The 19,570-nt window shown below is 49.1% G+C and carries 22 protein-coding genes; 14 read left to right on the forward strand and 8 right to left on the reverse strand.

Translation table 11 applies throughout. The annotated features are described in order from the left end of the window. The first annotated feature begins 7 nt into the window (after window positions 1-7). The 8 genes from ftsY to J5W02_RS12255 all read left to right on the forward strand — a co-directional run bounded on the left by ftsY (window position 8) and on the right by J5W02_RS12255 (window position 6,628). Complete coding sequence (gene ftsY / locus J5W02_RS12220; RefSeq protein ID WP_219965981.1) at window positions 8-928, forward strand: signal recognition particle-docking protein FtsY; 921 nt, start codon at window positions 8-10, stop codon at window positions 926-928. After that, entirely contained in the window at window positions 925-1,509 is a 585-nt protein-coding gene (gene rdgB, locus J5W02_RS12225; RefSeq protein WP_219965982.1) for an RdgB/HAM1 family non-canonical purine NTP pyrophosphatase, read from the forward strand. Before ftsY ends, rdgB begins: the two co-directional genes overlap by 4 nt. After that, window positions 1,506-1,808 carry a YhbY family RNA-binding protein gene (locus tag J5W02_RS12230; RefSeq protein WP_219965983.1) on the forward strand — a complete coding sequence of 101 codons (303 nt, stop codon included), beginning with the start codon at window positions 1,506-1,508 and terminating at the stop codon, window positions 1,806-1,808. Before rdgB ends, J5W02_RS12230 begins: the two co-directional genes overlap by 4 nt. A 19-nt stretch (window positions 1,809-1,827) precedes the next feature. Next, window positions 1,828-2,439: a nicotinate (nicotinamide) nucleotide adenylyltransferase gene (nadD, locus tag J5W02_RS12235; protein ID WP_219965984.1), complete on the forward strand. Its 612-nt coding sequence runs from the start codon at window positions 1,828-1,830 to the stop codon at window positions 2,437-2,439. Beyond that, window positions 2,432-3,004 (forward strand): bis(5'-nucleosyl)-tetraphosphatase (symmetrical) YqeK, encoded by a 573-nt coding sequence (gene yqeK, locus J5W02_RS12240; RefSeq protein ID WP_219965985.1) that lies wholly within the window; start codon window positions 2,432-2,434, stop codon window positions 3,002-3,004. Before nadD ends, yqeK begins: the two co-directional genes overlap by 8 nt. Before the next feature lie 17 nt (window positions 3,005-3,021). Then, a complete protein-coding gene (rsfS, locus tag J5W02_RS12245; protein ID WP_219965986.1) occupies window positions 3,022-3,378 on the forward strand; it encodes a ribosome silencing factor in 357 nt (118 codons plus the stop codon). A 24-nt stretch (window positions 3,379-3,402) separates the two neighbouring features. Further along, the gene (gene leuS, locus J5W02_RS12250) at window positions 3,403-5,811 is read left to right on the forward strand and encodes a leucine--tRNA ligase (protein ID WP_219965987.1); all 2,409 of its coding nucleotides are present in this window, start codon (window positions 3,403-3,405) and stop codon (window positions 5,809-5,811) included. Between the two features lie 322 nt (window positions 5,812-6,133). Further along, window positions 6,134-6,628, forward strand: coding sequence for a hypothetical protein (locus J5W02_RS12255; RefSeq protein WP_219965988.1), 495 nt, complete (start codon window positions 6,134-6,136; stop codon window positions 6,626-6,628). Between the two features lie 232 nt (window positions 6,629-6,860). Here J5W02_RS12255 and J5W02_RS12260 read toward each other — a convergent pair whose 3' ends face one another. Both J5W02_RS12260 and J5W02_RS12265 read right to left on the reverse strand, forming a co-directional pair. Continuing rightward, a complete protein-coding gene (locus tag J5W02_RS12260; protein ID WP_219965990.1) occupies window positions 6,861-7,133 on the reverse strand; it encodes a DUF1294 domain-containing protein in 273 nt (90 codons plus the stop codon). A gap of 13 nt (window positions 7,134-7,146) precedes the next feature. Further along, the gene (locus tag J5W02_RS12265; protein WP_219965992.1) at window positions 7,147-7,515 is read right to left on the reverse strand and encodes a zinc ribbon domain-containing protein; all 369 of its coding nucleotides are present in this window, start codon (window positions 7,513-7,515) and stop codon (window positions 7,147-7,149) included. Window positions 7,516-7,630: 115 nt separating this feature from the next. On the opposite strand from J5W02_RS12265, the gene J5W02_RS12270 reads away from it, so the two are divergent. Next, window positions 7,631-8,914 carry a glycoside hydrolase family 10 protein gene (locus J5W02_RS12270; protein ID WP_219965994.1) on the forward strand — a complete coding sequence of 428 codons (1,284 nt, stop codon included), beginning with the start codon at window positions 7,631-7,633 and terminating at the stop codon, window positions 8,912-8,914. Between the two features lie 98 nt (window positions 8,915-9,012). Here the strand turns inward: J5W02_RS12270 and mtaB are convergent, their stop codons facing one another. Then, on the reverse strand, window positions 9,013-10,305 hold the full coding sequence (mtaB, locus tag J5W02_RS12275; RefSeq protein WP_219965995.1) for a tRNA (N(6)-L-threonylcarbamoyladenosine(37)-C(2))-methylthiotransferase MtaB: 1,293 nt from the start codon (window positions 10,303-10,305) through the stop codon (window positions 9,013-9,015). Window positions 10,306-10,434: 129 nt separating this feature from the next. Between mtaB and J5W02_RS12280 the strand changes: the two genes are divergently transcribed. After that, a complete protein-coding gene (locus J5W02_RS12280; RefSeq protein WP_219965996.1) occupies window positions 10,435-10,674 on the forward strand; it encodes an HPr family phosphocarrier protein in 240 nt (79 codons plus the stop codon). A gap of 38 nt (window positions 10,675-10,712) precedes the next feature. On the opposite strand, the gene abc-f is transcribed toward J5W02_RS12280, so the two are convergent. Together abc-f and J5W02_RS12290 are read right to left on the reverse strand one after the other, a co-directional pair. Continuing rightward, complete coding sequence (abc-f, locus tag J5W02_RS12285; RefSeq protein WP_219965997.1) at window positions 10,713-12,611, reverse strand: ribosomal protection-like ABC-F family protein; 1,899 nt, start codon at window positions 12,609-12,611, stop codon at window positions 10,713-10,715. A gap of 88 nt (window positions 12,612-12,699) precedes the next feature. Then, window positions 12,700-13,131 (reverse strand): hypothetical protein, encoded by a 432-nt coding sequence (locus tag J5W02_RS12290; RefSeq protein WP_219965998.1) that lies wholly within the window; start codon window positions 13,129-13,131, stop codon window positions 12,700-12,702. Window positions 13,132-13,295: 164 nt separating this feature from the next. Here J5W02_RS12290 and J5W02_RS12295 point away from each other — a divergent pair, with 164 nt between their 5' ends. Next, complete coding sequence (locus tag J5W02_RS12295) at window positions 13,296-14,045, forward strand: sugar phosphate isomerase/epimerase family protein (RefSeq protein ID WP_255575737.1); 750 nt, start codon at window positions 13,296-13,298, stop codon at window positions 14,043-14,045. An 80-nt stretch (window positions 14,046-14,125) separates the two neighbouring features. Beyond that, complete coding sequence (gene nrdR, locus J5W02_RS12300) at window positions 14,126-14,584, forward strand: transcriptional regulator NrdR (protein WP_219966000.1); 459 nt, start codon at window positions 14,126-14,128, stop codon at window positions 14,582-14,584. Window positions 14,585-14,636: 52 nt separating this feature from the next. On the opposite strand, the gene J5W02_RS12305 is transcribed toward nrdR, so the two are convergent. The 3 genes from J5W02_RS12305 to J5W02_RS12315 all read right to left on the reverse strand — a co-directional run bounded on the left by J5W02_RS12305 (window position 14,637) and on the right by J5W02_RS12315 (window position 17,115). Continuing rightward, a complete protein-coding gene (locus J5W02_RS12305; RefSeq protein WP_219966001.1) occupies window positions 14,637-15,017 on the reverse strand; it encodes a DUF4363 family protein in 381 nt (126 codons plus the stop codon). Continuing rightward, the gene (locus J5W02_RS12310; RefSeq protein WP_255575738.1) at window positions 15,014-15,628 is read right to left on the reverse strand and encodes a DUF421 domain-containing protein; all 615 of its coding nucleotides are present in this window, start codon (window positions 15,626-15,628) and stop codon (window positions 15,014-15,016) included. The genes J5W02_RS12305 and J5W02_RS12310 overlap by 4 nt, the downstream gene beginning before the upstream one ends. Before the next feature lie 233 nt (window positions 15,629-15,861). Further along, window positions 15,862-17,115, reverse strand: coding sequence for a glycosyltransferase (locus J5W02_RS12315; RefSeq protein ID WP_219966002.1), 1,254 nt, complete (start codon window positions 17,113-17,115; stop codon window positions 15,862-15,864). A 168-nt stretch (window positions 17,116-17,283) separates the two neighbouring features. Between J5W02_RS12315 and J5W02_RS12320 the strand changes: the two genes are divergently transcribed. Both J5W02_RS12320 and J5W02_RS12325 read left to right on the forward strand, forming a co-directional pair. After that, a complete protein-coding gene (locus J5W02_RS12320; protein WP_219966003.1) occupies window positions 17,284-18,348 on the forward strand; it encodes a glycosyltransferase family 2 protein in 1,065 nt (354 codons plus the stop codon). Then, on the forward strand, window positions 18,348-19,538 hold the full coding sequence (locus J5W02_RS12325; protein ID WP_219966004.1) for a glycosyltransferase: 1,191 nt from the start codon (window positions 18,348-18,350) through the stop codon (window positions 19,536-19,538). Before J5W02_RS12320 ends, J5W02_RS12325 begins: the two co-directional genes overlap by 1 nt. Window positions 19,539-19,570: the final 32 nt, after the last annotated feature.

Below are 19,570 nucleotides of genomic sequence, written 5' to 3' on the forward strand. Positions count from 1 at the left end.
CAATCAAATGGGTTTATTCTCAAAGATAAAAGAGGGATTAAAAAAGACAAGGGATAAGATGAGCTCCTCTGTGGAGACCATGCTCCACTCTTTTACCTCCATTGACGAGTCGCTTTTTGAAGAACTGGAAGAGCTGCTTGTGATGGGCGACGTCGGCGTATCTACTGCGGAACATATCTGCGATGCGCTTCGCAAAAAAGTAAAGGAAAAGGGCGTTACCGACCCTGAAGCGATTTATGGAATGCTGCGTGAAACCGTAGCGGAAATGCTCCGCGGCGGCGAAGAGCTGAACATTTCCACCAAACCCTCCGTGATTCTGGTCATCGGCGTCAACGGCGTCGGCAAAACGACCACCATCGGAAAAATCGCGTCCCGGTTAAAGGGCGAAGGGAAAAAAGTTGTGCTCGGCGCGGCGGATACTTTTCGCGCCGCCGCCGTGGAGCAGTTGGAGGTTTGGGCACAGCGTTCCGGCGCCGAGCTGGTGAAACAGCCGGAGGGCAGTGACCCCGCTTCCGTTGTCTATGATGCGGTTGCCGCCGCCAAAGCCAGAGGGGCGGACGTGGTGATCTGTGACACAGCCGGGCGGCTTCATAATAAAAAGAACCTGATGGACGAGCTTTCCAAAATCGGCCGCGTGATCGACCGGGAACTGCCGGATGCGGACAAAGAAGTGCTGCTGGTGCTCGACGCCACTACCGGCCAGAACGCCGTGAATCAAGCGCGCGAATTCCAGAACGCTGCGGGGATCACTGGGATTGTACTGACAAAGCTGGACGGTACCGCACGCGGAGGCGTGGTGCTTGCAATCCGCGAAAATCTGGGCATTCCGGTCAAATTCATCGGGGTAGGCGAGAAGGTAGACGACCTTCAGCCTTTTAACGCCGACGAATTTGCAGAAGCTTTATTTGCAAGGGAGAATCAGGAATGAAATTTGTCATGGCTACCCATAATCAAAAGAAGCTAGATGAGCTTGAACGGATATTAATGCCGCTTCACATCTCCGTTTCGGCGCCCTATTTGTTGGAAGTGGAGGAGACGGGCACTACTTTTGCAGAGAACGCGTTTCTCAAAGCGGATTCTGCTTGTCGGGAAACGGGACTGCCCGCCGTTGCGGACGACTCCGGTCTGATGGTGGACGCGCTAAACGGCGCTCCGGGCGTATATTCGGCCCGGTATGCCGGGGAGGACGCAACTGATCTTGACCGTATCCATAAGCTGCTGGATGCTCTAAAAGATGTTCCGGAGGAAAAACGCACGGCGAAATTCGTCAGCGCAATCTGCTGTGTTTTCCCGGACGGAAGTCAGATTACCGCACAGGGTGAATGTGCGGGAACCATCGCATTCGCTCCCGAAGGAGAAGGCGGCTTCGGTTACGACCCGATATTTCTTGTAAACGGAAGATCCTTTGCTCAGCTGACCGCAGAGGAAAAGGATGAAATCAGCCATCGCGGCCGCGCGCTAAGGGCGTTCGCAGAAAAATTACAGCACAGGAAGGAACAAAACGGATGACCAGTAAACAACGCGCATTTCTTCGCTCCCTTGCACACGATATCGATACGATTTTAATGGTGGGAAAATCCGGAGTCGGCCCTGACGTTGTCAAGCAGGCGGACGACGCTTTGACCGCACGGGAGATTCTAAAGGGAAAAGTATTGGAAACCTCTCCCGTCTCCGTCAGGGAAACCGCCGAGCAGATAGCCGCAGAGACGGGCTCGGAAGTCGTACAGGTGATCGGTTCCAAATTTGTACTGTACCGCAGGAACGAAAAGGATCCGAAAATCGCTCTTCCCAAAGCAGCAAAAAAGTAATATGATATAAGGTGGAAATATGCAGAAAATTGCCGTATTCGGCGGCACCTTCAACCCCATCCACAACGGGCACATTCATCTGGCAAAGCAGTTTGCACAAAGGATCGGCGCCCAAAAGGTACTGCTGATTCCGACTTATCAACCGCCGCATAAACGCGCGCCGGATCTTGCCCCCGGGCAGGACAGGCTTGAGATGTGCCGGCTTGCGTGTGAAGAAAGTAATTTTGAAGTCAGTGACATGGAGCTGAGACGGGGGGGCAGCAGTTACACTGCGGACACCCTGCGGGAACTGAAAAAGACCAACCCGGATTCCGAACTTTACCTGATTACCGGGGAGGATATGTTCCTTACGCTGAAGCACTGGTATGAGGCGCAGACTATTTTCAGGCTGGCTGTTCTCTGTGCGGCTCCGCGCAGCAGCGACGGGCTTCAGCCTCTTTTGGACTATGCGAAGATTCTGGAGAAGGAAGGGGCAAGAACCTTTATCCGGGATATTGAATATCTCCCAATTTCGTCAACAATGGTCCGCAATGCCGTTCGGGACGGACAAAATATCGCAGATCTTGTTCCGCCGAAGGTTGCGGATTATATAGCGGAAAATAAGTTGTATTTGGAGCAGAAAAATGAATAAAATCGATTATGAGGCGATTATAAAGCCATTTCTCAGCCAAAAACGGTATTATCATTCCCTTTGTGTCCGTGACGCTGCGGTGCATCTCGCTAAAAAGTATGAGGTCAATGAGGAAAAAGCAGAGATTGCCGGAATTCTCCATGATATTATGAAGGATGTTCCGCCGGATGAACAACTGAAAATGATGATGCGCTACGATATCATCCTGACCGATGTGGAGCGCAGTGCGCAGAAGCTGTGGCATGCAATGCTCGGCGAGGCTTATCTTGAAAAGGAACTGAAAATTACAGACGCTGAAATTTTAAGTGCTGTAAGATATCACACAACAGGGCGGGCCAATATGACCCTGCTGGACAAAATCATCTTTATCGCGGACTTTATTTCCGCGGACCGCGACTACGACGGCGTAGAAGAGCTGCGTAAAGCCGCGGAGGTCAGTCTGGAAGAGGCAATCATAGAAGGAATGGTCTATACGATTCAGGATCTGGCAAAAGACTGCCGGGCGATCCATCCCGACACGATTTCCGCTTATAATGAGGCAGTTCTGAAAAATAAATTTAGGTAAAAGAAAGGTTGTTGAGTATGACGTCGCTGGAACTGGCAAAGGAAACTGCTAAAATTTTAGATGTAAAGAAAGCCATGGACTTAAAGGTCATCGGCATTAAAGATATTTCTGTCATTGCGGATTATTTTATTTTTTCAACCGGTACCAGCAGCACCCATGTCAAGTCGCTTGCGGAAGAAGTTGAATTCCAATTAAAGCAGCTTGGTGTCAGCCCGGAGCATGTTGACGGCTACCGTTCCAACTCCTGGGTGCTTCTGGACTACGGCAATATCATGGTTCATATTTTTACGGCGGACGCGCGCGAATTTTACAATCTTGACCGCCTGTGGCAGGACGGCGAACAAGTCGATATTTCTGATATTGTAAAAGATTAATCAAAATATAGGAGCGAAGGAAAGATGAAATACGATCACAAGTCTATTGAGAAAAAATGGCAGGATAAATGGGAAGAAGCCGGTGTTTTCCATGCCTCCAACGCCAACAGCAAGCCAAAATACTATGCGCTGATAGAGTTCCCCTATCCGTCGGGGCAGGGGCTTCACGTCGGCCATCCGCGCTCCTACACGGCAATTGATATTGTAGCGCGAAAGCGCCGCCTTCAGGGCTACAACGTCCTGTATCCCATCGGCTGGGACGCGTTTGGCCTGCCGACAGAAAATTTCGCCATCAAAAATCATGTGCATCCGGCGGAAGTGACAAAGAAAAATATCGCGCGGTTTAAGCAGCAGCTTCAGTCTCTTGGGATCTCGTTTGACTGGTCGCGTGAAATCAACACCACCGATCCGGACTATTACAAGTGGACACAGTGGATTTTTCTTCAGCTGTTCAAACACGGCCTTGCCTATAAGAAGGAAATGGCCGTCAACTGGTGCACTTCCTGCAAATGCGTGCTGGCCAACGAAGAAGTCGTCAACGGCGTCTGCGAGCGGTGCGGCAGCGAAGTCGTGCGCAAGGTGAAATCCCAGTGGATGCTCAAAATCACCGAGTACGCCCAGCGCCTGATCGACGACCTTGACCTTGTCGACTACCCGGACCGCGTCAAGGCGCAGCAGAAAAACTGGATCGGCCGTTCCACGGGTGCTGAGGTAGATTTTACCGCCACAACGGGCGACAAACTCACCGTTTATACCACCCGGCCGGATACGCTTTACGGCGCGACTTACATGGTTGTTTCCCCGGAGCATCCCATGATTGAAAAATGGGCGGATAAGCTGAAAAATATTGACGAGGTGCGCGCATATCAGGCGGAGGCCGCCAGAAAGTCCGATTTTGAACGCACAGAGGTTGCCAAGGATAAAACCGGCGTCCGTCTGGACGGCGTAGCCGCGGTCAACCCGGTCAACGGAAAAGAAATTCCGATTTTCATTTCCGATTATGTCCTTGTTTCTTACGGCACGGGCGCCATTATGGCTGTTCCGGCACACGATACCCGTGACTGGGAATTCGCTAAAAAATTCGATCTGCCGATTATAGAAGTGGTTAAGGGCGGAGACGTGGAAAAAGAGGCCTTTACCGACTGTGCCACCGGAATCATGGTGAACTCCGGAATTCTGGACGGCCTGACCGTGGAAGAAGCCAAAAAGAAAATTACTGAGTACTTATCGGAAAAGGGACTGGGACATCCCAAGGTGAACTTCAAACTCCGCGACTGGGTGTTTTCTCGCCAGCGCTATTGGGGCGAACCCATCCCGATTGTATACTGCGAAAAATGCGGTTATGTTCCGCTGCCGGAAAGCGAGCTTCCGCTTAGGTTGCCGGATGTAAAATCCTACGAGCCGACCGACAACGGCGAATCTCCGCTGGCGCACATGACGGACTGGGTGATGACTACCTGCCCGCACTGCGGCGGAAAAGCCAAGCGCGAAACGGATACCATGCCCCAGTGGGCCGGTTCCTCCTGGTACTTCCTGCGCTATATCGATCCTCATAACAATGAGGCGCTTGCCAGTGAAGAAGCCCTGAAATACTGGACGCCTGTCGACTGGTACAACGGCGGTATGGAGCATACGACACTCCATCTGCTCTACAGCCGTTTTTGGCATAAATTCCTTTATGATATTAAGGTGGTTCCCACTCCGGAGCCGTACGCCAAGCGCACCAGCCACGGTATGATTCTGGGCGAAAACGGCGAGAAAATGAGCAAATCTCGCGGCAATGTCGTCAACCCCGATGAAATTGTCAACGAATACGGTGCGGACACCATGCGCCTTTACGAGATGTTTATCGGCGACTTTGAGAAGGCCGCCCCGTGGAGTTCCGCCGGCATCAAGGGCTGCCGCCGCTTTATAGAGCGCTACTGGAACCTGCAGAATGTTCTGTGTGAGGACAAGGGTGTCCGAAAGAGCCTTGAAATTTCCTTCAATAAGGCGATTAAAAAAGTCGGCGAGGATATTGAAGCGCTCAAATTCAACACTGCCATTGCCACACTGATGGCGCTGATGAATGATATTGCAGACGCAGGCACCATTACAAAAGACGAACTCAAAATTTTCACCGTTCTGCTCAATCCGTTTGCGCCACATGTTACGGAAGAAATGTGGGCACTGATGAAATTTGACGGCGCGATGGCCTGCCAGCAGGCGTGGCCGGAATACAACGAGGCGAAATGCACCGAGGATACCATTGAAATTGTTGTTCAGGTCAACGGAAAAGTACGCGCGCGTCTGAGCGTTGCGGCGGATATCGCCAAAGACGCGGCAATTGCGGCAGCGAAAGCCGACGAAAAGATTGCCGCCGAGCTCAGCGGGAAAACCGTTGTCAAAGAGGTCTACGTCCCCGGAAAACTGGTCAATATCGTCGTAAAATAATTTAATGAAATCAGCAAACGGCACCGGTAAAACCGGTGCCGTTTATTTGTTTGTTTTACTATTTGTTCTGGAACAGAAATGGCATACTGTATAAAAAACCAAGAAACGATTTATACAACATCACAAATTTTAAAAAGCTTGGGAAAAACTGTAACAAAACGCGGTTTGAATCGTTATATCTATAGGAAAGAAAGCTGGCTTTCGTTATTTACTGTGTTCATTGTGTCGGATTTTCAGAGGGATAGCCGATCGGCATGAGATGTGCGGGCAATCATACATTGTGTTGGCAATACCGGATTAAGCAAGAGAAAGGTCGATAGAGTTGCAGAAGCTTTTAAAACAGAGGAATGCATCCGGTGAAAATAATCCATCCGCTCTGGTACCGTTTGTATTGTTTGGGGTCGTGATGTTCAGTGTCAATATCATCCAATATAGTTATCGGTTTTATTCGCGTCAGGTATTTTTGGCACTTTTGTCTCTCCAAGAGCAAAACATTAAATCGCCGGAGTTGGACAATCTTTGGAAGACAATCAGCCATGCGGCAACGATGACTGAGATTATTTACTACATTACCGGAATTGCTTTCTTTATCTGGATAGGATATCAGTTGGTCAAATCTAGAATCTCAATTCAACAAGTGCTGTTATGTACTGTCCTTATGTATGCTCTTTCCATTGCCATTTTTTTGCCGCTCCAAATCAGTCATCAGGAAGGGAATCTGCTGGCTCCTGTGTTAATTTCTTTTGCATTCTCTTTATTGCAAATATTTTTTGCATGGATAAGACACAGAAAATGCCGGACATTGTCCGGGAACTAAAAATTAGACAAGGGGCTGTTGCAAATTCTTTTGCAACAGCCCCTAAACATTTTTATGAGGATGGATATCTGCCTTTCTTTCTTATCATCCAGACACGAATCTGAGGAAAGTGGAAGATTCGGGAACCCAGCCATCTCAGCAGGCGCGAATATAGAATTCCCAAAAACAACAGAACTGCAATGAGCTTGAACGCAGCCCAAACGTTCATACGAAATCCTTCCTTCAAACAGCTTCACCTGAAAAACAGGTAATATACAAAACAAACCTGCAGCGTGATAATCATGGGAATGCCGAGCATAAATTTTTTATGCTGGGTTTTATGACGGATTGCGTACATGGTGAGCAGCATGGCGGGGGATCCGCCGAGTGCCGCAATTAGGAGCAGCGTGTTTTCCGGAATGCGCCAGCGGTGCTTTTTGGCGTTGTGTTTATCCATCACGGTTGTGATGATCGCAATAAAATTAATAATAATTAAGTACCAAATCCAATATATATAACTAGGCATGTCTTACTCCTCCTCACATCAGCCGGGTGCCACAGTTTGGGCAGTACCTGCTGTTGGGATCAACCGCACACCCGCAGCTCGGACAGGTTTTGCGGCTGGCTCCCTGTACGACATACATTTTATCCGGATTGATTTCCGTCATGGGGTCCTTCTCAATTTTCCGACCCTCATCCTTTGCCAGTTCGTACACCGCGCCGCAGCTTGGACAGGTCACAAAGTATCTTTTTCCGAAGCGGAAAAGGGGAATAAAGAAAAGCGTGAATTGCTGGAATGTACAGGTAACTGCCGCCATTGCACCCCCGCCGGAGCAGCAGGGAAAGTAACCGCATCTCCGTAAGCCAAGGTCGTGTGCGCCGCTGGCTATTCCGACAATGAAGAACATCACACCGCCCCCCAAAAATGAATTTATTAAATTGTATCGTACACTATTCGGACGGGTCTGTCAAATATGTCACAAAATTACGGAATTATGACAAAAGGAAAGGAAGGGTCTCTCTATGGTGATTAAGCTTTTTGACAGGCACAGTATTTTTATCTGCGCCTGTATTCTGGCGGGAGTGATTGCTGTTACAATGTTGATAAACATTGCGCATAGCCGACCCGGTGAACAGCCGGTTTCATCAACGCAGGAAAATTCAGCTCCAACAGCCGCTTCCGTACCGGCTTCTGTCGGTGCCGCCGTTCCTGCTTCTTCCAATGAAATGCGGGCGGTGTGGGTACCGTATATGAATCTGAATATGAGCGGGGAAGAGGACAAGAGTGAAAAAGCGTTTCAAAAGAAGTTTGACGCGATTGTTGCCGGGGCGAAGCAGTACGGGATGAATACTCTGATTGTGCAGGTACGTCCTTTTGGAGACGCCCTTTACAAATCCGCCTATTTTCCGTGGAGTCATCTTGTGGGCGGAACCCAGGGAGTGAACCCCGGGTATGACCCGCTTGCCTATATGGTTACGGCCACTCACAAGGCGGGGCTGAAGCTTCACGCGTGGGTGAATCCGCTGCGTATTCAGGTGTCCGGAACACCGTCCATTCTGGCGCAGGGCAATCTTTATAATACATGGAAAAGTGATGCTTCCAAAGCGGGCTGGGTCGTGGACAGCAACGGCGGTAAATACTATAATCCCGCTTATGCGCAGGTACGCAAACTGATTGCGGACGGAGCGAAAGAAATCGCACAGAATTATGACGTTGACGGCATTCAGTTCGATGATTATTTTTATCCGACGCAGGATGGAGCATTTGATAAAAGTGCCTATGATGCATACTGCGCCTCCGCCTCTAAAAACGGTACGCCGCTCAGCCTGCTGGAATGGCGGTGCGGCAACGTTAACGCAATGGTTTCCCAGGTCTACAGCGAGGTTAAGTCAGTAAAACCGAATCTGCCGTTCGGCATCGCACCTCAGGGCAATGTGCAGAACGATAAGAATATGGGTGCCGACGTTGCCTCCTGGTGCAGCGCGCGGGGCTACGTCGATTATATCTGTCCGCAGCTGTACGTCAACTTTGAAAATCCCGTTCTTCCGTTTGACACCGCCGCCCAAAGCTGGCGCAAGCTGGTGGTCAACACAAACGTAAAGTTTTATCTGGGTCTTGCCGTTTACAAAAGTGGCTCCGACGCAGACAGCGGCACCTGGAAAAAATCGAACAATATCCTTGCGCAGCAGGTGGAGGTCGGGCGCAAAAGCTCCTGCGACGGGTTTATGTTTTATTCCTGGGACTATCTGAACAATGCACAGACAAAAGAGGAGGTACAGAATGTGATGAAGGTGCTGAATTCATGACATTCGCCTGTTCCCTCCAAAAATACAACTAGATAAAAAGGAAGCGCTTTGAAACGGTTTTTGCAGCCGTTCAAAGCGCTTTTTCTGTTATTATCCGCCTATGATTCCAACTCGGCAAGACAGCAGTCTGTCAGAGCTTCAGTAATGCGGGCGGAAAGGATTTCCCCGCTCAGGTTTCTGCCGCTGTGTGCTTTGACCGGCGTGTAATTCTCAGTATATCCCTCATAAACATTTTTATCGCATTCCCGTTCAAACAGCACCGGCTCGGTCAGCCCGATCTGTTCTTTGAAAAACGCCTCTTTGGTCTGCTGTGTTGCTTCAATCATCAGGCGGCTGCGCTGTTCCTTCACTGCCTGCGTCACCTGGTCGGGAGCGTCGTTGGCTTTTGTGCCGGGACGGCGGGAATAGGCGAAAACATGTACTTTCGCAAAAGCGATTTCTTTGGCAAAGGCCAGCGACTCCTGAAATTCCTCTTCGGTTTCACCCGGGAACCCTACCATGATATCGGTGGTGATGGCCGTGTTGTCAAAAGCTGCACGCAGGTTTTTCACGATCGTGCGGTATTCCTCCGTACTGTAATGCCGATTCATGCGCTTCAGTGTGGCGTCAGAACCGCTTTGCAGGGAGAGATGGAACTGGGCACACAGCTTTTTTTGCCGGCTCAGACGGGCGATGACATCCTCGCTCAGCTGTTCCGGTTCCAGAGAGCCCAGCCGCACGCGCGCAACGGAATCCGGTTCGCACGCGGCTTCCACCGCGTCGCAGAGATGCAGGCCGATCTCCTGCCCGTAAGCGGAAAGGTTGATGCCGGTCAGAACAATTTCCCGGTATCCGTTCGCGGCGATTTCCGCAATTTCTTTTTTCAGTTCTTCCATCGGCTTGGAGCGTACCCGTCCGCGCGCGTAAGGAATAATACAGTAGGAGCAGAAGCGGTTGCAGCCGTCCTCGATTTTAATGAAAGCGCGGGTGCGCTCAAAAAAGCTGCTCACGTTCATCGATTCAAAGCCGGGAGCTTTGTCGTGGGGAACAATGTCAACCACGCGGTGCCGGGACGACAGATACTTCATAATGTCCGGCAGAAGCGACGCTCGGTTGGAGTTTCCCAGCACAACGTCCGCGTCGTGCAGCTCTGCCGCCGCTTCCGGAAAAGCCTGCGGCATACAGCCGGTCAGGACAAGAACCGCGTCCGGGTTCTTCCGCCTTGCGCGATGCAGTGTCTGACGGACTTTGTGGTCGCTCATGGCGGTAACGGTGCAGGAATTAATTAACACCACGTCGCTTTCTTCAGCGGCGTCGCATACCGTAAATCCCGCAGAGGCAAGCTGAGCCAGCATTGCTTGTGATTCGTATTGGTTTACCTTGCATCCAAGGGTAATAACAGAGACTTTCATCTTTTCACCTTTTACAATTTTAGATATTTAAAATTACTTATTGACATAATGTATAGTAATATTTGATATTGAAAAAATTCCTGCTGTGCTATATCATGGGTTATGAATTTTGTAATACGGAGGTATCTTATGTATACAACTTCTATTTTACTTTCCAGCATTGAGGCTGTCAAAAAGTTTGTAACTCTGACAAACAGCTACACTTTTCCGATTAACCTGACTACAGATAGATACAAAATTGACGCGAAATCAATTATGGGAGTATTTAGCCTGGATCTGTCCAAACCGGTTACAATAGAGGTTCCGGGTGAAGAAGGAAAAGAGTTTATCTCCCAGCTTGAACAGTTTAAGCCACAGACACAAAACTAAATCATTCCTAAGCAGTTCGGTTTTCCGGGCTGCTTTTTTTATTCCTGATATTTTTGCGCAAGAACGCTCCAGCGCTGAAACAGTTCTTCGCTTTCTCTGGTGAGACAGTCTATTTTTTCTGTGATTTCCATTGCGGCCGCATAGTCACTGGCCACCTCCGGTTTGGAAAGCTCCTCTTTCAAGGCGTCGATTTCCGTTTCAATTTCGTCAATCTTTGCTTCGCTGCGCTTTAGTTCCGCCTTTTCCTTGCGAATGAACGCCTCACGTTCCTTCTGCAGCTTATATTCATTCGGTTTTGCCGCCGCGGGTTCCGCTGTTTCCACAGCCTGTACGCGGATTTTTTCAAGGTAGCTGTCATACCCGCCGATATATTCTGCAGCGCCGTCCTTATCAAGGTAATAGATACGGTCGGCGATTTTATTAATAAGGTAACGGTCATGCGATACGATCAGCAAAGTGCCCTCGTAGCTCTGCAGAGCCGCTTCCAGCGCTTCACAGGAACCGATGTCCAAATGGTTGGTAGGCTCGTCCAGCAGCAAAAAGTTGTCCATAGACAGCATCAGTCTCAGCAGCAGCACGCGCGCCCGTTCTCCGCCGCTTAAAGACTCCACGGATTTGAACACGTCGTCGCCTTTGAATAAAAAGACCGCCAGCGCGTTGCGAATATCGGTCTGGGTCATTTTCGGGTACGAATCCCAGATTTCGTCGATCACGGTTTTTTCCGGGTGCAGTCCGGCCTGAATCTGGTCGTAATAGCCGACGTCAATTCCCGCGCCAAAACGGAATTCTCCTTCGGAGGGAGTATTGATTCCCAGAAGCGTCTTTAGTAAAGATGTTTTTCCGCAGCCATTCGGCCCGATCAGAAAGATCCGTTCTCCCCGGTGAATTTCAAGGTCCACATTCCGAAACAGCTGGTTGCCGTCAAACTGAAGGGCAAGGTGTTCGGTGCTCAGCACGTCATTGCCGCCTCTCTGGCGGATCCCAAAGTCAAAATGGATGCTGTCCGGTTTTTCATCCGGCTTTTCCAGCGTTTTTTCCAGCCGGTCGATCACCTTCATTTTGCTTTCCGCGGTTCGGATACTTCGCTCCTTGTTCCATTGGCGCTGCTGAGCCACGATTCCTTCAATGCGCTTGATTTCCTTCTGGGTATTGTCGTATTTCCGCTGCGCCGCCAGATTATTTTCATCTTTTTGCGCAAGATAGGTGCTGTAATTCCCTTTGTAAAGCGTCAGACGCTGATTTTCCATTTCAAAGGTTCGGTTGGTTACCCTGTCCAGAAAATAACGGTCGTGGGAAATTACCACGAAGGAACCGCTGTAAGAACGCAGAAAATCCTCCAGCCATTCCACGGAGGAAATGTCCAGATGGTTGGTAGGTTCGTCCAGCAGCATCAGATTGGCACCGCACAAAAGCATTTTTGCGAGTTGAAGCTTTGCCTTTTGCCCGCCGCTCAGAACCCCGATCGGCAGTCCCATCTGTTCGTCGTCAAAACCCAGCCCCAGCAGCGCCGAACGGGCGCGGCTTTTACAGGTCAGACCGCCCTGCGCGACAAACCGGTCGTTCAACGCCGCCTGTTTTTCAATCAGACGGTCAATATCCTTTGGCTTGGTCTGGAGCTGCAGGCTGATGTTTTCCAGCTCTTTTTCCATTTCCAGCAGGTCGGAAAAAACAGTCAGTACCTCGCTGTAAGCGCTTCGCTCCAGATCCCGGCAGACGTGCTGTTCCATATAGCCCAGAACGGTGGCGTTTGCCTTAAAAATATCGCCGCCGTCCGGCAGCATTTCGCCGGTCAGCAGTTTCAGCAGCGTGGTTTTGCCCGATCCGTTGATCCCTACAAGTCCTATGCGGTCGTTTTGCTGTATTTCAAAAGAGACACCGCTGAAAATCACATCGGCGCCGAAGGATTTATTCAAATTGCTTGCACTCAGCAAACCCATAGCAGTAAAAACCCCTTATATGTAAAGTGCGGAGCGTTTGGGCCCCGCTCCCATATTATAATGAAATAGTACGGATAAATCAAGCGGTTCAAAGATGCTTCTTTAATTCGTCAATGTTTTTCTGCTCACTCATGATATAGTTTTCTGCCAGCTTCTTCACTTCCGTGTCGGCGCCGTCAAGACGGTTCAGGTTTTTAGTAATATCAGAAATTCCCATGTTCGTTCCGTTAATCATTAGTTTGGCAATGTGTGAAGAAGACTGGTTCATCATGGTGTTCAGCTGAATGGAGCCGTGAAGGATTGCTTTCTGCACCGCTTTTTCCGGCCGGGGCATCCGGCCGTCACTGCGGAGCATCTGTTTTGCTTGCGTACCGATATTACGATACTCCGCAGCCTGATCTTCTATTTTATTGCGCAGCAGAGGATTTTGAACTTTCGGTATCATCAGCTGTGTTGCCTCCAGGCCCATTCTGGTTGTTTTATAGATCTCTTCCAGCAGAGACGCATTTTCATTCATCATATTTCTACTCCTGTTATATATTGTAAATTTGTTTTCTGACACGGTAATAATAGAATATCCAGTTATGCTTTGATTAATCTGGACTTTTTTCCTGTGACGGGATATAATCTTAAAAAAGGGGTGATACTATGCGTTCCGGCATTTCTACGGCCTGCCTTTATCCTATGGAACTGGAACAGGCCCTTCCTGCATTAATCGCGCTTGACTTCCACCTTTTTGAGGTGTTTATCAATACAATCAGTGAATTAAAGCCGAAGTATATCAAAGAATTGAAAAAGATGGTTGACGACAGCGGCAGTACTGTAAAATCCGTCCATCCTTTTACCTCCGGTTTTGAAAGCTTTCTTCTTTTTTCGGATTATCAGCGCCGCTCCAAAGACGGCCTTGAGTTTTATAAACTGTATTTTCATGCCGCGAACCTTCTGGGCGCGGAAATTCTGGTGCTGCACGGACAGCGCAACGACAAACGCAGCAGAATCAGCGAGAAAGAGTATTTTGAGCATTACGCGCAGCTTTATGCACTGGGGAAAACGTTCGGTGTTACAGTGGCGCAGGAAAACGTCAACCTGTTCCGCAGCGACGAGCCTGCGTTTATTGAAAGAATGAGGGAATATTTGGGAGATGACTGCGCGTTTGTGCTGGATGTCAAACAGGCGGTACGCGCGGGGGAGGACCCTTATCAGATGTGCAGAGCCATGGGGGAGAAACTGGTGCATGTCCATATCAATGACAACAAACCGGGAGAAGACTGTCTGCTGCCCGGCAGCGGAAATATGGATTTCGCCGCACTGAAACAGCTGATGAGGAATTTCGGTTACGACGGTGACCTGATTATTGAAGTCTACCGGCGTAATTTTGGAGAACTGAACGAATTATTAGGGGCAAAAAAAGTTGTAGATAGTCTTATTTACTAATATTTTGTTTATTAAACGCTTGCTAATGGCTAAAAAAATATGCTATAATTATACAAATAGTTTACAGAGGTGATCTTACAATGCGGTGCCCCTATTGCGGCCATGAAGAATCAAAAGTGATCGATTCCCGCCCGACCGATGAAGGCGAGAGAATTCGGCGGCGCAGAGAATGCTTGAAATGCGCAAAACGCTTCACAACCTATGAGGTGATAGAAACGGTGCCCATTGTTGTGATTAAGAAAGATAAATCGCGCGAAACCTTCGACCGCAACAAGCTGTTGAACGGTCTTCTGCGCGCGTGTGAAAAGCGGCCGGTGTCCATTGACACTCTGGAGCGGATTGTGGATGAAATTGAGAACATGCTTCAGAATTCTCTTGACCGTGAAGTACCGTCCAGCTTAATCGGAAAGTATGCCATGGAAAAGCTAAAGGATATTGATGAGGTTGCCTATGTCCGTTTTGCTTCGGTTTACCGTCAGTTCAAGGATATCAACACCTTTATGGAAGAACTGAACCGAATGATTAAGAACAGATCCTGAAAAACAATGATAAATATGGAGAGCGGCAGGCGTACACCTGCCGCTCTTTATCTTAAAAGATATTTTCAAGAGTGGGAAGCTGAGCTTCGTTCAGATACATAATCTGTGTAATACCGCGGTCGCAGTCCGCCCCAAACTGATCCATTCCTTCAAAATAGCAGAGCATCGGCAGCCCGGAAAGCGTCTGGTCAATGGCCTCCAACTGGGCATGCGGCATAAAGGTGCAAAGCACCTCGTGGTAATTGTGCCAGTCATCCGCCGCTTTCTCACTCAGTTTCTGTGCTTTTTCAAGGTCACCCGCCTGTGCTGCCTGTCGGGCGCTTTCGATTGTCTGGGCCATTTGTTCGCTGACCTTTTTGGTTTCGACTGTTCCGTAGGTGCAAATCGTAATGAGCAGGACGAGTATGACCACACATGCCCATAAGCGTTTCATTGTTTCGCATCCTTCTTGATAATATTAAAATCTCCCTTTCTGTTTGCAGTCATAATAAAGATCTGGTCAGCACTGATGTTTTTTCCGCGAAGAACTCCTTCCAGCCATTCCCGGCCTTTATTACAAAGCTGGAGGGAAAAATCAGAAATAACGCCGTCACTGATTACGACCGTTTCCAGCCCGGTGTCAGGCAGCGCCACGCCCAGCATTCCGGCGGTCGGCTGTTCCTTGTCCGGCTTTTTGATGACGCTCATCTTGCCGTTGGTTTCCACAATTGCGTAGGCGACATCCTCAAAGCTGAATACGTTTTTCTGGCGCAGTTGTTCCGAGAGATCCTCGGTACTCATACGCAGCCGGCGCATTTCCTTTTGGTCTACTTTACCGTCGTTGATGACGATAATGGGCCTGCCGCAGATGATTTTCCGGAATTTTGTGCTTTTCAGCATCAGTGCCGATACAACGATTTCACACATCACCAGTACGGCGATGGGGATGAACCCGCTGGCTAGCGGCTGCCCCGTGTCCTGCATCGGAATTGCGGCAATATCGGAAATCAGAAGGGTTACAACGAGTTCGCTTGTCTGCAGTTCGCTGATCTGCCGTTTACCCATTAACCTTACCGCTAAAATAATAATGGTGTATAGAAGTAAAGTCCTAATAAATGAAATGGTCATTTTTTTATCACCGCAGATAGTATGTTCCTCCTGTTGCGGCTTATTCATTTGTCACGCAAGCAAAGAATCGCCGCAGAGCCAGAATCTGGAAAAATTCTTAGCAAAAAGAAAAGCGCCCGACAAACGCTGTTCCCAGCTCTGTCAAAGCGCATCGTTCATGCAATATTTTGTTATATCGGTTTGATCTGATTTGCGAAAGCGGCGAAATTATCCTGTGCGCAAAAGGTGCTCAGATAAACCGAGCGGCAGTTTTCCCGCAGCTTCTGTTTTTCCTCCCATGGCATTTCCGCCACCGAACGGATGGCATCAGCCAGCCTGCCAGGCGTGAAGTCCGCCTCGATCAGAAAACCCGTTTTGCCGTCGCATACGATCTCTCCGGTTCCGCCAACGTCTGTTGCAATCGTGGGAATCCCAAAAGAGCATGCCTCCATTACGCTGACCGGCAATCCTTCGGTGCTGCTCGTGTTGACAAACAGGTCGACCGGATGGTTTTGGTAGTAGGTCATCAGGTCGGAATTTTTGATTTCTCCCTGAAAATCACATTCCATGAACTGCAGATTTTCCGCGGCGTATTTTTTCAGATCCTCCAGCGCGTCGCCGCCACCGAAATGGGTCCATTTCAGTTGAAGTCCGCTGCCATTGAGTTTGTTCAGGGCTTTGGCAAGCATGTCCACGCGTTTAAGAGGGACGATATGGCAGCAGCTGGCAATATGAAAAGGCCCGTTTTCATCCGCTTCTGTTGTTCCGTAATCGCGTGTTCCCAGATAAGAGACCTGAATTTTATCCGCGTGCTGGGGGTACAGGCCAGTTAAATAATCTTTCCCGTTTTGGGAACAGGTGTAAACCTTGTCGATGTTTTTCAGAAGGTAGTTCCTGAGCGGCAGATAATTCATGGAATTGCGGTAGGCGTAAAGGTCATAGCCGTGCGCGCGGCAAACGGCCAGCTTGACTTTTGCCTGACAGTACCGTTTCAGCCTGACGGCCGCCATGGCAATGTCGTAGAACCAGTAGCTGTAAAACGTGACTCCGTCGTATTGCTGCAGCGAATATGGAGCCAGGATCTTCACCGTTTCATCGTATACAATTTCCGATTTTGCTATAAAATAACTCAGATAAAGTTTCTTTTTCAGGGAACCCTTTACGGCGGCCCGCTCGTCTTTCCCGGAATATCCCTTGTAGTCCTTAAAGGGGAACTGCCGTGCTACCGCACCGGCAAGACTGTGTTTGACTTTGGAAGCACAGATATGGTGAACGCACACATTTTCCGGAACGTCCCTTGTCTGCACGGGAACATCCGCGGTGCTTGTGGCCACGATGATGACCTGATCGAATGCATTGGCCAAAAGAGGAAGTTCGTCCTCTATAAATTCTTCCCCCTTGTCAAAGGGAAAGGTTTTTGTTAAAAATACCAGGCAGTTCTTCATCGGAACACAGCCTCCTGATCGATTAATATATAAAAGAATAGCATACAAAATGCTGCATTTCAACACGCTGCTACAAAATAATCTTGTATTGGTTCACAGGAAATGGTAATATAAGATGTATTTTTATATGCGAATATATTTAACTGACGAAGAAAAGGAGGTTCGATTTTGCCAAAAGTAAGTGTGATTGTACCCGTATACAACGTGGAAAAGTATTTGGCGCAGTGTGTCGAAAGTATTTTGGCGCAAACGCTGACGGATATAGAAATTCTTTTAGTGAACGATGCATCGACCGACGAATCGCTGAAACTTGCGCGTTCGTTTGAGAAGGATTCCCGTGTGAAGGTGCTGGACAAGCCCCACGGCGGGCTGGGCGATACGCGCAATTATGGAGCCGTCCGTGCCACGGGGGAATATCTGTCTTTTGTGGATTCCGACGACTGGCTTGCCCCGGAGGCACTTCAGAGTTTGTATTCTTCCGCGGAAAAATGTTCCGCTGATATCGTCGTCTTTAACTTTGTGCGTGAAAATGTCAAAGAAGACGAGCACCGTGTCTGTAAGCTGCCGGTAAGCTTTCCCGCCTTTGATCAGGAAACAAGGGACACCCTGCTTCGGGAACTGATTGGTCCCGACCCCACAGACAGTCCCTGGCGGCAGGTAGAAATGCTTGGCTGCGCGTGGCGCAGATTTTTCCGCCGGGAGTGGTTTTTGGAAAACCACCTTTCTTATTTCAATGAGCAGGAAATTATGCTGGAGGATCTTCCGGTGTCCATTATGGCACACTGCCTGACAGACAAAGTGCTTGTTCTGGGAGGAGCCTATTATCACTACCGCTATAATCCCGAATCGTTAAGCACCCGTTACCGTCCCCGCAAAATGGAGATGATGACTGCCTGCTACCATGTAGTACGCGAATTTCTGCAGAAAAAAGGACTTTACGGGCAATACGGGGAGCGCCACCTTGCGTGGCTTCTGCGCAGCGCGGCCCATTCCTCTCTGGTCAATTGCTTCAGCCCCAACAATGATGCCGATTTTGCAAAAAGGTACAAAGAGGTGCGCGGCATTCTGCGCAATCCGGTGCTCAGGGTCGCCGCCCATTCTGATTACCTCAAGAACGGCACCCGTGCGGACAGGATTATCCTCCGGCTGCTCCGTTTCAAAAACACACCGGCTGTTTATATGTTCTATCAAATATACTCCAATATGCTATTTAAAAACGCGGGGAAAAGATAATGTCAAAAAAACGAGTTCTTTTTATAAATTACAGTCTGCACAGCGGCGGTATTGAAAAAAGTCTGGTGACAGTGCTGTCCTTATTTGATTATGAGAAATATGAGGTTGACTTGCAGCTTTTCGCAAACGACGGGTTGTTTCTGAGCCGTGTTTCGCCGAAGGTGAATTTACTGCCGCCGCTTTTTCCGGCGGAGTATAAATTAAATATCCGTCAGGCTTTTTTTGCCCTGATAAAAAAAGGATATCCACGGATTGCGCTTTGCCGCCTGCTGGTTACCTTTGCGGGATTGCGCGGAACCATGGGTGACCGTTTGACGCGCATGTGGAATGTGGAAAAGTGCTTCATCAGACCCGCTCAAAAAGAATATGACGCGGTAGTGGCCTTTATGGAAGGCCAGCCGATTTATTACGCAGTCACAAAGGTGAAAAGTCCGATTAAGATCGGTTTTATTCACGGCGATTATACGGCGATGGGGTTATGTAGGGATTTTGACCGCGCGTTTATAGGAAAACTGAATGCGCTCTGTACGGTTTCCGAATCCTGTAAGACCGCGCTTGAGGATAATTTTCCCGAGTATTCCGATCGCTTTCATGTGGTTTACAATATTATTTCCTCCACCTTTATGCGCCAGATGGCCGAAGAACCGGCTGACTTTGAAGATGATTTTATCGGAGCGCGCGTGCTGTCCATTGCCCGCCTTTCACACCAGAAAGGGCTGGACATTGCGCTGCCTGCCATTGCGGCCTTAAAAAACAAAGGCCTGCGCTTCAAATGGTATATCATCGGGATCGGCCCGGAAAAGGAAAGTCTGGAAGCAATGATCCGGGAACTCGACATTGGCGATTACGTTCAATTTATGGGGGAACGTCCCAATCCTTATCCGTACTTAAAAGCGTGCGATATTTATATGCAGCCTTCACGGTTCGAGGGCAAGTCCATTGCCGTCGACGAAGCAATGGTGATGTGCCGCCCGATACTGCTCACCGATTTCTCTACCGCCGCCGATCAGATCGACTCCGGTAAAAACGGACTGATTGTCCGCATGGACAGCGAAGGTGTTGCGGCGGGGCTGGAAGATTTGCTGCTTCATGAGGAAAAACGCACGGAATTTTCTCAGGCTCTGGCACAGTGCGATTATACCAATGAAGACGAAATTCAAAAACTGTATGCACTGATCTGTGGCAGATGACAAAAAGGCTCTTGCTTTGATACCAAAGCAAG

Origin of the sequence: Caproiciproducens faecalis (assembly GCF_019448085.1) — a bacterium.
GTDB classification, from domain to species: Bacteria; Bacillota; Clostridia; order Oscillospirales; family Acutalibacteraceae; genus Caproiciproducens; species Caproiciproducens faecalis.

Excerpts from the sequence above, each read along its gene's own strand:
- ftsY (WP_219965981.1), top strand. The coding sequence starts at position 8 with ATGGGTTTATTCTCAAAGATAAAAGAGGGATTAAAAAAGACAAGGGAT.
- rdgB (WP_219965982.1), top strand. The coding sequence starts at position 925 with ATGAAATTTGTCATGGCTACCCATAATCAAAAGAAGCTAGATGAGCTT.
- J5W02_RS12230 (WP_219965983.1), top strand. The coding sequence starts at position 1,506 with ATGACCAGTAAACAACGCGCATTTCTTCGCTCCCTTGCACACGATATC.
- nadD (WP_219965984.1), top strand. The coding sequence starts at position 1,828 with ATGCAGAAAATTGCCGTATTCGGCGGCACCTTCAACCCCATCCACAAC.
- yqeK (WP_219965985.1), top strand. The coding sequence starts at position 2,432 with ATGAATAAAATCGATTATGAGGCGATTATAAAGCCATTTCTCAGCCAA.
- rsfS (WP_219965986.1), top strand. The coding sequence starts at position 3,022 with ATGACGTCGCTGGAACTGGCAAAGGAAACTGCTAAAATTTTAGATGTA.
- leuS (WP_219965987.1), top strand. The coding sequence starts at position 3,403 with ATGAAATACGATCACAAGTCTATTGAGAAAAAATGGCAGGATAAATGG.
- J5W02_RS12260 (WP_219965990.1), bottom strand. The coding sequence starts at position 7,133 with ATGCCTAGTTATATATATTGGATTTGGTACTTAATTATTATTAATTTT.
- J5W02_RS12265 (WP_219965992.1), bottom strand. The coding sequence starts at position 7,515 with ATGTTCTTCATTGTCGGAATAGCCAGCGGCGCACACGACCTTGGCTTA.
- J5W02_RS12270 (WP_219965994.1), top strand. The coding sequence starts at position 7,631 with ATGGTGATTAAGCTTTTTGACAGGCACAGTATTTTTATCTGCGCCTGT.
- mtaB (WP_219965995.1), bottom strand. The coding sequence starts at position 10,305 with ATGAAAGTCTCTGTTATTACCCTTGGATGCAAGGTAAACCAATACGAA.
- J5W02_RS12280 (WP_219965996.1), top strand. The coding sequence starts at position 10,435 with ATGTATACAACTTCTATTTTACTTTCCAGCATTGAGGCTGTCAAAAAG.
- abc-f (WP_219965997.1), bottom strand. The coding sequence starts at position 12,611 with ATGGGTTTGCTGAGTGCAAGCAATTTGAATAAATCCTTCGGCGCCGAT.
- J5W02_RS12290 (WP_219965998.1), bottom strand. The coding sequence starts at position 13,131 with ATGATGAATGAAAATGCGTCTCTGCTGGAAGAGATCTATAAAACAACC.
- J5W02_RS12295 (WP_255575737.1), top strand. The coding sequence starts at position 13,296 with ATGGAACTGGAACAGGCCCTTCCTGCATTAATCGCGCTTGACTTCCAC.
- nrdR (WP_219966000.1), top strand. The coding sequence starts at position 14,126 with ATGCGGTGCCCCTATTGCGGCCATGAAGAATCAAAAGTGATCGATTCC.
- J5W02_RS12305 (WP_219966001.1), bottom strand. The coding sequence starts at position 15,017 with ATGAAACGCTTATGGGCATGTGTGGTCATACTCGTCCTGCTCATTACG.
- J5W02_RS12310 (WP_255575738.1), bottom strand. The coding sequence starts at position 15,628 with ATGGGTAAACGGCAGATCAGCGAACTGCAGACAAGCGAACTCGTTGTA.
- J5W02_RS12315 (WP_219966002.1), bottom strand. The coding sequence starts at position 17,115 with ATGAAGAACTGCCTGGTATTTTTAACAAAAACCTTTCCCTTTGACAAG.
- J5W02_RS12325 (WP_219966004.1), top strand. The coding sequence starts at position 18,348 with ATGTCAAAAAAACGAGTTCTTTTTATAAATTACAGTCTGCACAGCGGC.